Genomic DNA, 14,894 nt, shown 5'->3' with positions numbered 1-14,894 from the left:
GACAGGTGGGATCCAACTGAGCCGTCGGGGTCGTTGTATGTGGCCGATGTCGAATCCTCCTGAGTAGATAAGGGCTGTGAGCTGGCTCTTTGTCCGTCTATAGCAGGAGTCGGCAACATGGTGCATAACGCTGAAACCTTAAGTGGTCCGGGCCGCCGCAGATATTCGAGTGGTCCGCTACTCACGTGTGCGGCCGTGCTTCGGGGGAATACTCGACCTCGTGATGTGGCGAGGTGAAATATGACCGAGGTAATTTTCGGATCCCGCTCTGGAATGAGCTGGTACCCGCTGTCGACCGCCACCGAGACCTCGCGTTTCACACAGGCCACACTGGACGGGATTCGCACCTGGGCCCGCGAGCATCTGACCCAGCCGCTGGGTGAGATCGGGCGCGACGGTCCGGTCTGTCCCTACGTCGGCCCGGCGATGCGGCGCGATCTGATCTGGGTCGGCCGGGTCGCCGGCGCGCAGCCCTGGCCCGCGTACGTGCGGCTGGTGCTCTCCGACGCGCTGGAATTGTTCCCGAAGCTGCCGCCGGACGGTGGCGGCGCCGCGGTGCTGCGCTGCCTGGTGACCGCGATGCCCGAGCTGCACGACTACACCGTCATCGACGACCTGCACGATCAGCTCAAATCGGAGTTCGTCGAACGCGGCCTCATGCTCGGCCAGTTCTACCCCGGCTGCACCCAGCCCGGCCTGTGGAACCGGGAATACCACCCGCTCGACTCCCCGATCCCGATGCTGGTGGTGCGCACGATGATGGCCACCGACTTCCCGTTCCTGATCTCCCGGCCGGAGTGGATGTCGGCCTACGTCAAGAAGTTCGCGCCCGGTCTGCCCGCGCACGTGCGGCGGGTCGTGGTCGGCAGGCTCATCGCGAACGCGAACGCCGAGGTCCCCGCGTACTACGACGAGGAACTGCACGGGGCGATCGCCGGGAGCAGCGGGCGATGACCCGCGAACTGTCCACCGCGCCGACGACCGACCCGGCAGCGGTCGAGGAGTTTCCGCTCTCGCCCGCCCAGCTGGGCATGTGGTACGCCCAGCAGCTCGACCCGGCGGTGCCGCTCTACGAGGCGCAGTACATCGACATGCGCGGTCCCCTCGACGTCGACCTGCTCGTCGCGGTGTCGAAGCAGGTCAGCCGGGAGTTCGAGTCCGGGCTGCTGCGGCTGGTCGACACCGGCGACGGGCCGCACCAGGTCGTCGACCGGCGAATCGAACTGACGATGGCCGTCCTGGACTTCAGCGACGCCACCGATCCCGAGGACGAGGCCATCCGGTGGATGCGCGCCGATGTCGCGGCGCCGATCGATCTGCTCGGCGACCGGCTGGTCATGACGGCGCTGCTGCGGATCGCGCCCGATCGGGTGCTCTGGTACTCGCGCGCCCACCACATCGTCATCGACGGATTCGCGTCGGCGACGGCGCTGTACCGGGTCGCCGAGCTCTACAACGCGGCCCTGGCCGGGCAGTCGCCGAAGCCGAGCGTGGCGGCCGGGTTGCGCACGGTGCACGAGGCGGAGACGCGCTATCGCGACAGCACCCGCTACACCGCCGACGCCGAGTACTGGACGCAGCGGATCGCCGACATGCCGCGCCGGTGCAGCCTCGTCGACGCCCCGGCGCCCGCCCACGCGCTCGGCCGCCAGCACCGCGCCGAGCTCGCGCCCGCGGCGAAGTCGCGCCTGGACGCGGCGGCGGCCCGCTACGGCGTCGGCACGGCCGGGCTGGTGATGACCGCGCTGGCCGTCTACTACGCGCAGGCCACCGGCACCGAGGACGTCGTGCTGAGCCTGCCGGTGTCCGGCCGCACCACCGCCATGCTGCGCCGATCCGGCGGCATGCTCGCCAATGTGGTGCCGCTGCGGGTGCCGGTCCGCGCCGACAGCACGGTCGCCGAGCTGGTCGATGTCATCCGGGTCGAGGTCTCGGGCGCGCTGCGGCATCAGCAGTTCCGGCACGAGGAGATCCGGCACGGCGACGGGGCGGCCGAGGCGGGCGGGCGCGGGTTCGTCGGCCCGGTGGTCAACATCATGCTGTTCCCCACCGAGGTCGATTTCACCGATGTCGAGACCAGCCTGCACGTGCTGACCTCGGGCCCGATCGAGGACCTGTTCGTCAACTTCTACCAGCACGGCGCGCACAGCCCTGTCCACGTGGACTTCACCGCCAACCCCGACCGCTACGACGCGGAAACCCTGGCCCGTCACCATGAGCGCTTCCTGGCGCTGTTCGACGCGATCATCGACGCCGAGCCGGAGACCGAGGTGCGTGCGCTCGACTACTTCCTGCCCGACGAACGACCGCTGCGCGCCGGACTGCGCGGTGCGCCCGCACCGGCGCCCCGGCTGCTCGTGGACGTGCTCGAGGCGGGGATGGCGACGGCGGGCCCGGCGGCCACGGCGGTCGTCCACGGCGACCGCGTCCTCGATTACGCTGCGCTGGATCAGCTTTCGGATCGGCTGGCGCGGCGGCTGGTCGCGGCAGGCGCGGGTCCGGAGACCGCCGTCCTGGTGGCGTTGCCGCGCTCGGTGGAGTCGGTGGTGGCGTTCTGGGGTGTCGTGCGCTCCGGGGCGGCCTACGTGCCGGTCGGCGTGCAGAACCCCGCACCGCGCCTGGCCGCCATGGCGGCGGAATGTGGTGCGCGGCTGGGGATCACGACCGCGGACCGGCGCGCGGAGCTGCCCGACACGGTGACCTGGATCGCGCTCGACGAACCCGGCGCGGACGACCTCGGCACCGCGTCGTTGCCGCGCGCCCGGATCGACAACCCCGCCTATCTCGTGTTCACCTCGGGTTCCACCGGCACCCCCAAAGGTGTCGTGGTCACCCACGCGGGCATCGCCGGGCTGGCGTCCGCCGTGCGCGACGCCTACGGCGCCGACCGCGACTCCCGCGTAGCGCACTGTCTCAACCCGAGTTTCGATGCCTCCCTGCTCGAACTCCTGGTCGCCTTCACCGCGGGTGCCACCCTGGTGATCACCGACGCGGCCGCGGGCGCCGAACTGGCCGCCGCGATGCGCGATGCGGCGATCACCCACCTGTGCTCGACGCCCGCGGTGCTGTCGTCCCTGCCGCCGGACGCGCTCGACGGCGTGCGCGCGGTCTCCACGGGCGGGGAGGCGTGCCCGCCCGAGGTGGTGGCGCGGTTCGGCACCGGTCGCGCCCTGATCAATTCCTACGGGCCGTCCGAAACGACGGTGGCGGCGACCTTCACCGAACCGCTGGCCGCTGGCCACCACACCGGCATCGGGTCGCCGGTGCCCGGTGTCACCCTGCGGGTCCTCGACCATCGGCTGCGTCCCGTGCCCGCCGGAACGCCGGGTGAGTTGTTCATCGCCGGTCCGGGACTGGCGCGGGGCTATGCCGGGCGCGCCGCCGCGACCGCACAGCGGATGGTCGCCGATCCCTTCGGCGCGCCGGGCGCGCGCATGTACCGCTCCGGCGACCGGGTCCGGTGGCGCGCCGTCGACGGCACGTTCGTCCTCGACTACCTGGGCCGCACCGACTTCCAGGTGAAATTGCGCGGGATGCGGGTGGAACCGGGCGAGATCGACGCCGTCCTGGCGACCTGCCCCGGCGTCGACTTCGCGGTGACGGTGGTGCGGACCGGGGCGTCGGGGCGCGACGTACTCGCGTCGTACGTGGTGCCGGTGCACGGGACCGGCGAACTCGACGGCGCGGCGCTGCGCGAATACTGCCTGCACCGGCTGCCCGCGCACATGGTGCCGAGTTCGGTCACCGTGCTCGCCTCGCTGCCGCTGACCGGCAACGGCAAGGTCGACCGGCGGGCGCTGCCCGAGCCGGCGGTGGCGCCGTCGGCACCCGCCGCGGCAGGCCCGGAGCGGGCCCTGTGCGCGCTGTTCGCCGAGGTGCTCGGGGTGCCCGAGGTGGGGCCGGGGGCATCGTTCTTCGCGCTCGGTGGTGATTCGATCCTGTCGATTCAGCTGGTGTCGCGCGGCCGGTCCGCCGACCTGGTCTTCTCGGCGCGCGATGTGTTCGAGCATCCGACCCCGGCCGAGCTGGCCGCCGTCGTCGCGGTGCCGGGGGAGCGGGCGGTGCTGCGCGAATTGCCCGGTGGCGGTGTGGGTTCGGTGCGGCGGACGCCGATCGTGGACTGGTTGCTGACCCAGCCGGGGTGGGGGCGGTTCGCGCAGACGATGGTGCTGGCGCTGCCGCCCGACATCGATCGCGCGCGGCTGACCCGCACACTGCAAGCCGTGGTCGACCAGCACGACATGCTGCGGGTCCGGATCGTCGACGGTGACCGGCTCGAGGTCGCCTCGCCGCGGACGACCGACGTGGCCACCTCGGTGGAGCACCGGCCCTGCGCGCGGATCGAGCCCGGCGACATCGCCGCGGCGACCGCGACGGCCGTGGATCGGCTCGACCCCGCGGCAGGCAGCGTGCTCGCCGCCGTCTGGCTCGATCCGGGCGCAGGCGGGCGGCTGGTGCTCGCGGTACATCACCTGGCCGTCGACGCGGTCTCCTGGCGCATCCTCATCGCCGATCTGGTGGCGGCCTGGACCGCCGTCGCGGCGGGCGCCCCGGTGCGGCTGCCGCCGGTCGGCACCTCTGTGCGGACCTGGGCGGAGGCGCTCGACACCGCGGCCGACGCCGCGGCATGGACCGAGCAGCTGGACTATTGGTGCGACGTGCTCGGCACCTCCGAGCCGCGCCTCGGCGCGCGTCCCCTCGACCCGGCGCGTGACGTCGGCGCCGGACTCGACCGCGTCGAGGTCGTCCTCCCACCCGCGATCGCGGCACCGCTGGTCCAGCACCTGCCGACCGCCCTGCGCTGTGGCGTGGAAGAGGCGCTGCTCGCGGCACTGGTGTCCGCGGTGCGTGCGCATCGTGGTGAACCGGGGCCCGCGCTGCTGATGCTGGAGCGGCACGGCCGTGACGAGACCGTCGTGCCGGGGGCCGACCTGTCGCGCACGGTCGGCTGGTTCACCAGTCAGTTCCCGATCGCGCTCGATCCGGGTGCCGATCCGGGGCCGCTGGCGGCGGTGGCCGCGGTGAAGGAGCAGCTGCGCGCGGTGCCGCGCGGCGGGTTCGGGTTCGGGCTGCTGCGGCACCTCCGCCCCGCGTCTGCGGCCCGTCTCGGCGCGGCGGGGAGCCCGCAGATCGGGTTCAACTACCTCGGCCAGATCGCCGACGCGGACGCCGAAGTTCCGTGGCTGCCGGTCGATATGGCGGAGCAACTCGGCGGTGCCGGTGGCGGCGAGCTACCGGTGTCGACCGTGCTCGCCGTCGACGCCGCGACCCTGGACGGGCCGGACGGGCCGACGGTACGCGCGGTGTGGCGGTTCCCGGCCGATGTCATCGCCCGCGACGCGGTGCAGCGGATGGCCCGGCACTGGGTGTCGACGCTGGCGTCGATCGCGCGCGCCGTCGCCGAGCCGGGCGCGGGCGGGCTGACCCCGTCGGACCTGCCGCTGGTGCGGGTCACCGGCGAGGAACTGGACCGCTGGCAGCGCCGCTACGACGGTGTCGCGGACGTCTGGCCGCTGTCACCGTTGCAGCAGGGACTGCTGTTCCACACCCGGCTGGCCGCCGGGCACACCGACAAGTACATCGTGCAGTCGGAATTCGCGCTGGCGGGCCCGGTGGATCTGGATCGGCTGCAAACCGCGGCGACGGCACTCGTGCGCAGGCACGCCGCCCTGCGCACCGCGTTCGTCACGACGGCGAACGCCGCGGTGCAGGTGGTGCTCGACGAGGTCGAGGTGCCGTGGCGGGTGCTCGACGCCGACCCGGCCGACTGCGCGGCGCTCGCGGCGGCCGAACTCGCCTGCCCCTTCGATCCCGAACAGCCCCCGCTGCTGCGATTCCTCTGTCTGCGTCGCGGTCCCGACGACGTGCGCCTGATCGTCACCAATCACCATCTCGTCCTCGACGGCTGGTCGATGCCCCTGCTGCTGGGCGACCTGCTCGCGCTCTACGACGGCACCGCGCCCCTCGGCGAACCGGAGCCCTATCGGCACTACCTGGAGTGGCTGGTCCGCCAGGACCTGGCCGCCGCCAGGGCCGCGTGGACGGACGCGCTCGCCGGACTGTCCGGCCCGACCCTCGTCACGGCCGCCCGCGTCCAGCGAACGCACGGGGCCGAACCCGTCGACCTGCGGGTGGCGGTTCCGCTCGCGCCGGACACCACCGCCGCGCTCGACCGGCACCGCGCGGCCGGTATCACCACGAATACCGTCGTCCAGGCGGCCTGGGCGCTGCTGCTGGCGGAGCTGACCGGGCACACCGACGTGGTCTTCGGTGCCACGGTATCCGGCCGCCCCGCCGAGCTGCCCGGCGCCGATCGCATCGTCGGCATGCTGGTGAACACCCTGCCCGTGCGCGTCGCCCTGATCCCGGACGAGCCGGTCGGCGCGCTGCTGGCACGCGTCCAGCGCGAACAGGGCGCGCTCGTCGACCGGCACATGGTGGGACTCAACGAGATCCAATCCGCCGCCGGGCTCGGCCCGCTGTTCGACACCGGCATGGTCTTCGAGTCCTATCCGATGGACGCCGAGTCCCTGCGCGCCGCCTCGGACCAGGCGCGCCTGCGCGTCACCGACTTCCACGGCCGCGACGGCACCCACTACCCCCTGTGCCTGGCCGCCCACGACCGCGGCGACCTGCGCCTCACCCTCACCTGCTCGGACCGCTACTTCGACGACACCGAGGCCACCGCCCTCGCACACCGGCTGGCCCGCATCGTCGCCCGGCTCGCCGACCCCGCGACCCCGGTCGCCGCGGTGCGCGGAATCGAGGGCGCCGAGGTCGTCCGCACCCGGCCGCGACCGATCCAGCTGCTACCGGAGCTGCTGGCCGCAGGCGCAGGCGCAGGAGGAGTCGCCGTCATAGGATCTGCTGTCGCGCACGAGATACCGGTGAGTCGTCGGGAATCCGGGCAGGACAGTGGGCAATTCGAGACCGGCACACGCGATGGGTCAGGCCAGGGCAGGGCGGTCGTCGGGCACGGACTCAGTGCTGGGCGTGGCGCCGTCGAGAGCGCTGCTGTGGCGACCCGTCCAGGGTCCAGCTTCGGGAGCGGGGTGGCCGAGCTCGAGTACGTCGAACTCGATGATCGGTCGAATCGATTGGCGCGCACGCTGATCGACGCCGGTGCCGGGCCGGAGTCGGCGGTGTTGATCGCCCTGCCGCGATCGCCGGAGTGGTTGGTGGCGGTCTGGGCGGTCGCCAAGGCGGGTGCCGCGTTCGTGCCCGTCGATGTCGAGCATCCGGCCGAGCGGATCGCCGCGGTCGCCGAGGGCAGTGCCGCCCGCCTCGGGCTCACCCTGGACGCGCATCGGAATGCCTTGCCGGACACCATGTCCTGGCTGGTGCTCGACGACGCGGCGACCGTGGACCGGGTGGCCGCCCACTCGGCCGACCCGGTGACCGACGCCGACCGGGTGCGCCCGCTGCACGCCGGGCATCCCGCCTACCTGATCTACACCTCCGGCTCGACCGGCACGCCCAAGGGCGTCACCGTCACCCACGCCGGGCTCAGCGGACTGGTCGAAGGCGTCGCCGCCCGGCTGCGGCCGAGCCCGCGCGACCGGTTCCTGCTGTGCATGAACCCCGCCTTCGACGCCTCGATCCTGGTGTGGCTGACCTGCTGTCACTCCGGGTCGACCCTCGTCCTCGCCCCGCCGGCGGCAACGGCGGGCGACGATCTCGCCCGGGTGATCACCGACCAGCGGGTGACCCGTCTGGTCGCACCGCCCGCCGTCCTCACCACGCTGCCGACCACGGCCGTCGCCGGTGTCCGCACCATCGTGACCGGTGGCGAAGCCTGCCCGCCGGAACTGGTCGCGCGCCTCGGCACGGGCCGGACGATGCTGAACTCCTACGGCCCCGCCGAGTCGACGGTGGCGGTGACCCTGAGCGCCCCGCTGACCCCGGACGACGCGGCCGACCTCGGCGCCCCGCTGCCCGGCTGCGCGCTGGCGGTTCTCGACAGCTGGCTGCGCCCGGTGCCCCAGGGCGCGGTCGGTGAGCTGTACCTGATCGGCCCCGGCCTCGCGCGCGGCTATGCCGGTGCCGCCGCGCGCACCGCGGAACGCTTCGTGGCCAACCCGTTCGGTGTGCCCGGCGAGCGGATGTACCGAACCGGCGACCTGGTGCGCCGCACCTCGGCCACCCGGCTGAACTATGTGGGCCGCAACGACTCCCAGGTGAAGCTGCGCGGAATCCGGGTGGAGCCGGGCGAAGTGGACGCCGCGCTGCTCGCCGCGCCCGGCGTCGCGCTCGCCGTCACCGTTCCCCGGCCCGGCCCGATCGGTGACCAGATCCTGGCGGCGTATGTCGCCCCGATCGCCGGCGCCGAGCTGACCCCGACGGCGCTGCGCGAGTTCCTGGTGCGGCGGCTGCCCCGGCACCTGGTCCCCGCGACGGTCACGGTGCTGGACGCGCTGCCCGTCACCGGCAACGGCAAGGTCGACCTGCGCGCGCTCCCCGAACCCCAGCTCACCCGCGCGCCGTACCTCGCCCCGATCGGCGCCGAACGACTGGTCGCGCAGGCCTACGCCGTGGTCCTCGAGCACCCGGAGGTCGGCGCCGACGACGACTTCTTCGCCCTCGGCGGCGATTCGCTGTCGGCCGCGCGGGTGGCGGCGCGCCTCGGCGCGGAACTGGGTGTTCAGGTGCCGGTGCGGCTGCTCTTCGAGGCCCCGACCGTGCACGGGCTCGCGGCCCGGCTCGGTGGCGAGGCCGTGCTGCCCGCCGGGGTGCTCGGCGGGCCGAGCGCGGGGCCGCGTCCCGACCGGATCCCGCTCGCGCCCGCGCAGCGGCGGATGTGGTTCGTCAACCAGTACGACCCGGCCTCCGGCGCCTACAACATCCCGGTGGTCCTGCGGCTGACCGGACGACTCGACCTCGCCGCGCTGCGGGCGGCGCTGTCCGACGTGGTCGAACGGCACGAGGCGCTGCGCACCGTGTACCCCGGCCACGACGGCGTCGGCTACCAGGTGATCGAGGCGCCGGACCGGCTCGCCGACCGGTTCGAGGTCACCGACATCGACCCGTCCCGGCTGCCCGCCGCCGTCCTCGCCTGCGTCACCGAGGGTTTCGATGTCGCGGCCGCGGTTCCGGTGCGGCTGCGGCTGTTCCGCGTCGGCCCCGAGGAACACGTGCTGGCCGTGGTGGTGCATCACATCAGCGCCGACGGCTCCTCGATGGGGACGCTCGCCCGCGACGTAATGACCGCCTACACCGCGCGCGCGGCCGGGTCGTCGCCCGTGTGGCCGAAGACCGCGGTGCAGTTCGCGGATTACACCCTGTGGCAACGGGATCGGCTCGGCGGCGCCGACGATCCCGAGTCGCTGTCGGCGCGCCAGCTCGCGTACTGGACCGACACCCTGGCCGGGCTCCCGGACCGGCTGGAACTGCCCGCCGATCGTCCCCGCCCACCGGTCGCCTCCCTGCGCGCGGGCACCGTCGCCCGCACCGTGGACCCGGAGCTGCGGGCGGGTCTGGAACGCCTCGCCGCGACCCGCCGGTGCTCGCTGTTCATGGTCCTGCACAGCGCGCTGGCCGTGCTGTTCGCCCGCCTCGGGGACACCACCGACATCGCGGTCGGCACGCCCGTCGCCGGTCGCGGGGTGGCTGAACTCGACGATGTCGTCGGCATGTTCGTCAATACCGTGGTGCTGCGCACCGAGGTGCCCGCCGCGCTGTCGTTCACCGACCTGCTCGACCGGGTCCGCCGCACCGACCTGGACGCCTTCGCGCACGCCGACGTGCCCTTCGAGAACCTCGTCGACCTGCTCGAACCCACCCGTTCGGCGGCCCGTCACCCGCTGATCCAGGCCATGCTGATCTTCCAGAACCTGGGTCGCGCCGAGTTCGCGCTGCCCGGCCTCGGCGTCGAGGCGGTCGAGCTGGACCAGCAGAGCCTGCGCTTCGATCTCAGCGTCACCGTCGGCGACGACAGCGCCGACGGGCTGGCGGTGCGCCTCGGCTACGCCACCGACCTGTTCGACGCGGCCACCGCCGCCCGCTTCGCCGACCGCTGGCTCCGTATCCTGAGGGCCGTCGTCGCGAATCCCGCGGTGCCGGTGGGTGATATCGATCTGCTCAACGCCCGCGAGCGCACGATCCTGCCCGGGACGCCACTGCCCGCCGTCGTGGCCCCGGCCGTCCTGCCCGACCTGCTCGCCACCGCCGTCACCACCAACCCCGACGGCATCGCGATCATCGACGGCCCGGCCCACCTCACCTACCACGAGCTCGACGAACACTCGAACCGCCTGGCCCGCACCCTGATCCGCGCCGGGGCGGGCCCGGAGACCCCCGTGGTGATCGCGGTGCCCCGCAGCGCCGCCTCGGTCACCGCCGTCTGGGCCGTCGCCAAGACCGGCGCCCCCTTCGTCCCCGTCGACCCCGCCTACCCCACCGACCGGATCGCTCAGATCATCACCGACTCCGGCGCCCACCTGGGCATCACCACCCGCGACGCCACTTCGATCCGCCCCTGGCTCGACGCGCGGGGCGCGCTCGGCCTCGGGACTATTGATCACGCGGTTACCGGCGACGGTGACTCCGGAGGACGGATCGTGAGCAGCGGAACGGCGAACAGCGTGCGCGTCGGAAACGCGGCGACCGACGGTGTGGTCGGCGATGGAGACGGGCACCCCGTCGGCTCCACGATCCCCGGTGTGCAATGGCTGGTCCTCGACGACCAGGCCGCACACGCCGTCTCGTCAGCGCTGATCGAACCCGCCGAACGCCTGGCGCCTCCTAACCTCGCGCACGCCGCCTACATCATCTTCACCTCCGGCTCGACCGGCAGGCCGAAGGGCGTCGTGGTCACCCATGCCGGGCTGGCGAATCTGGTTGCCGCGCAGCGGGAACGGATGAGTATCACCCCTGACTCCCGGGTGCTGCACGTGGCCTCGCCCGGTTTCGACGCCGCCGTGCTGGAACTGCTGCTGGCCGCGGGCGCCGGCGCCGCGCTGGTGGTCGCCGGGCCGACCGCGTACGGCGGGGCGGAACTCGGTGAGCTGCTCGCCGGGGAGCGGGTCACCCATATCGCGCTCACACCGTCGGCGCTGAGCTCGGTGGACACCGTCGACCACGAGCACCTGCGGGCGATCGTCACCGGCGGCGAGCCGTGCCCGCCGGAGCTGGTGCAGCGGTGGGCGGCGCCGGGACGGGTGCACTTCAACGACTACGGGCCGACCGAGGCCACCATCTGGGCGACCGGCGCGGGCCCGCTGCTGCCCGGCTGCGAGATCACCATCGGCACCCCTATTCCCGGCCTGGCCGCGCTGGTCCTCGACGACCGGCTGCACCCGGTGCCCGACGGCGTCACCGGCGAGCTGTACCTGGCCGGGCCCGCGCTGGCCCGCGGCTACCAGGGGCGCCCCGATCTCACCGCCGCCCGTTTCGTCGCCGACCCGTTCGGCAGGCCGGGCGAACGGATGTATCGCACCGGCGATCTCGTGCGCCGACGCGCGGGCGCGCTGGACTATCGCGGTCGCGGCGACCTCCAGGTGAAGCTGCGCGGGCTGCGGATCGAGCTCGGCGAGATCGAGTCGGCGCTGGCCGCCGAGCCCGCCGTGCACCAAGCCGCTGTGACGGTCTACACCGACGCCGCGGTCGGTGAGCTGCTGGTGGCCTACCTGGTACCGGAACAGGCCGGTCAGCTGACGGTGGAGTCGGTGAAAGCCTCACTGGCGCTGCGCCTTCCGTCGTACATGGTGCCGGCGTCGTTCGTCGTCCTGGACGCGCTGCCGCGCACCGGCAACGGCAAACTCGACCGGCGCGCGCTGCCGGCCCCCGACATCAGGTCCGGCCGGTTCCGGGCACCGGTCACGGCGGCCGAGCGAGCGGTGGCCGACACCTTCGCCGACCTGCTCGGCGTGCCGAAGGTCGGCCTGGACGACGACTTCTTCGCCCTCGGCGGCAACTCCCTGATCGCCACCAGGATCGCCGCCCGCCTCGGCGCCGCCCTGGACGCCCGCGTGCCGGTGCGCACGGTCTTCGACGCGCCGACCGTCGCCGAACTGGCCGCCGCTCTCCGCGCCGACGCCATCCCGCCCGGCCCGCGCCCTGGGCCACGGCCGCGCCCCGACCGGATTCCGCTCTCGGCCGCCCAGCGGCGGATGTGGTTCCTCAACCGGTACGACCCGGACTCGCCCGCCCAGAACGTGCCGATCGCGGTCGAGGTGAACGGCGAGATCGACCCGGTGGTGCTGCGCGCGGCGATCGCCGACGTGCTGGCCCGCCACGAATCGCTGCGCACCGTGTACCCGATCGACGCCGACGGCGACCCGTACCAGGATGTGCGTGGCCCGGAAGCCGAAGTGACACTGCATGTCTCGACGATCACCCCCGATCGGATCAGGACCGCGGTGGCGGCCGAGATCGCGCGGGGCTTCGACCTCACCCGCGACGTGCCCGTGCGGGTCAGCCTGTTCCGTATCGCCGACCACCGCTCGGTCCTGGCGGTGACCATGCACCACATCGCCTCCGACGGCTGGTCACTGGCCCCGCTCACCCGCGACGTGGCGATCGCCTACGCGGCCCGTCGTGCGGGCGCCGCGCCGATGTGGTCGCCGCTGCCGCTGCAATACCCCGACTACGCGCTGTGGCAGCACGAATTGCTCGGCGACGCCGACGATCCCGGCAGCGTGGCGTACCAGCAGCTGGCGTACTGGCGCGACCGGCTCGCCGGCCTGCCCGAGGTCTCGGCGCTGCCCAGCGACCATCCGCGACCCCCGGTGCTCACCCACCGGGCCGGACTGGTCGAGTTCGAGATCGACGCCGCGATCCAGATCCGGCTGCGCGAACTGGCGCGCTGGCACGGCGTCAGCGTGTTCATGGTGGCGCACGCGGCGCTGGCGGTGCTGCTGGCGCGGCTGTCCGGGACCGAGGAGGTGGCGATCGGTTCGGTCATCGCGGGCCGTGGTGCCGGCGAACTCGACGATCTCATCGGCATGTTCGTCAACACCCTGGTCCTGCGCAGCCGGGTGCGGTCCGAGGACACCTTCGAGACCCTGCTCGCCGCGACCAAGGACGGCGACCTGGACGCCTTCGGTAACGCCGATGTCCCCTTCGAACAGCTCGTCGAGGTGCTGGCCCCCACCAGGTCGACCGCGCACCACCCGCTGTTCCAGGTGCTGCTGGTCTTCCAGAACTTCGACCGGGAGTCGTTCGACCTGCCCGATCTGCACGTGCGGCCGATCGAGATGCCGCCGGTCGGCGCGAAGTTCGACCTCGAGTGGATGCTGGCCGAGGAGTTCGGCCCCGACGGCGCGCCCGCGGGCATGTCGGGCACCCTGACCTTCGCCCGCGACCTGTTCGAGGAGTCGACCGCGACGACCCTGGCGCACCGGTTCGCCGACGTGCTCGACGCGGTCACCACCGATCCCCGCCTGCTGGTCGGCGCGCTCGATGTCACCGCGCCACCCGGCACCGTCGTGCACGCGCTCGCCCCCGCGCCGGTGCATCGCACCGACCTGCACTATCGGCCGCCGGTGACGCCGACCGAGCAGGCCGTCGTCGCCGCGTTCGAGACCGTGCTCGACGTCGACCGGGTCGGCTTGGACGACAACTTCTTCGAACTCGGCGGCACCTCGATGGTCGCCGTCCGGCTGGTCGCCCAGGTGCGCGAGCTGCTCGGCTTCCCGATGCCGGTGCAGTGGATGTTCGGCGATCCGACGCCGGGCGCGCTCGCCGCGCGCATCGCCGCGTCGGGGGACGACCCGGTCGATCCGGCCCTGCGGACCCTGCTGCCGCTGCGCACCGGTGGCACCGGTCCGGCGCTGTTCTGCGTGCATCCGGCGATCGGCGTGGCCTGGTGCTACGCGGGCCTGGCCGCGCACCTCGATTCCGGCTTCCCGGTCTACGGCCTGCAATCACCGGGGATCGCGGCCGAGCAGCCCGACCGTCCGCTGCGCGACCGCGTGGCCCACTACGCCGACGAGATCCAGGCGACCCAGCCCGAGGGGCCGTACCGGCTGCTCGGCTACTCCGCGGGCGGGCCGATCGCGCACGCGGTCGCGGTCGAGCTCCAGCGCCGCGGCGCCGTGGTCGACGCGCTGACCATCCTGGACGGCCGCGCCGATGTCGACCCGGCCAGCGCCGCGGAGATGCCGCCGATGGAGGCGCTGCTCGCCGAGTTCGGTGGGGCCGACCAGGCCGACCAGGCCGCCCAACTGCTTCGCGCCGGCGCTCCCGCCGACGCCGTCGATCGAACCGGTCCGCCAGTGTCGTCGGCCGATTCCGCGGGGTATCGGGGTACTGCCGCACCGCTGCCCGGCGCCGACAACGAGGTCGGCGCCGGCCCCGGCAGCCTGCTCGACACGATCACCGACGCCGACCTGCGACGGCTCTACGCCGACTACCAGCAGATCGTCCGGGAGGCCGCCGACTACGCGCCGGGCGTGTTCGACGGTGGCCTGCTGTTCTTCAGCAGCACCAGCGCCCGCCCCGGCTACGAGCCCAACGCGCATACCTGGCGGCCCTACGTCAGCGGCGAGATCATCGACCACCAGACGGGCCACGAGCACAACCACCTCACGAGCCCCGAGGCGCTCGCCGTGATCGGCCCGATCCTGGCCGGGTACCTGCGCCGCTAGGCGACCAGATCCGCGTACTCGCGGTGCTCGGCGATGTACTTCTCCACGTACCAGCAGGTGGGCACGACCTGGTAGCCGGCGGCGCGGGAATCGTCGAGGCCGAACTTCACCACGTCGGCGGCCACCCCGCGGCCCCGGTACTCGGGGAAGGTCATGGTGTGGTGGAAGTCGCGGACCTTCGGGTCGTCCCGTTCGGCGTAGTCGGCGTATCCCGCGAGAACGTCGTCGTGGTAGATCTCGTATCGGGTGTCGGCGACGTTGTGCTCGAGCCTGGTGGTCATACCGGATGCTAACCCGGGGCCGGGACGG

At 73.0% G+C, this 14,894-nt stretch carries 3 protein-coding genes; 2 read left to right on the top strand and 1 reads right to left on the bottom strand.

What is annotated here, in order from left to right; all coding sequences use genetic code 11:
- Positions 1-273: 273 nt before the first annotated feature.
- Positions 274-954, top strand: coding sequence for a DUF6875 domain-containing protein (locus tag AB0H54_RS28995; RefSeq protein ID WP_357349597.1), 681 nt, complete (start codon positions 274-276; stop codon positions 952-954).
- Entirely contained in the window at positions 951-14,585 is a 13,635-nt protein-coding gene (locus AB0H54_RS28990; protein WP_357349595.1) for an amino acid adenylation domain-containing protein, read from the top strand. The genes AB0H54_RS28995 and AB0H54_RS28990 overlap by 4 nt, the downstream gene beginning before the upstream one ends.
- On the opposite strand, the gene AB0H54_RS28985 is transcribed toward AB0H54_RS28990, so the two are convergent.
- A complete protein-coding gene (locus AB0H54_RS28985; RefSeq protein ID WP_355283356.1) occupies positions 14,582-14,866 on the bottom strand; it encodes a GNAT family N-acetyltransferase in 285 nt (94 codons plus the stop codon). The genes AB0H54_RS28990 and AB0H54_RS28985 overlap by 4 nt on opposite strands.
- Between the last annotated feature and the right edge of the window lie 28 nt (positions 14,867-14,894).

This window comes from Nocardia sp. NPDC050718, from assembly GCF_040654235.1.
In the GTDB taxonomy this organism is placed as follows: Bacteria; Actinomycetota; Actinomycetes; order Mycobacteriales; family Mycobacteriaceae; genus Nocardia.
Note: the sequence above shows the minus strand (reverse complement) of the source record. Positions and strands in the feature narration are given on the sequence as shown.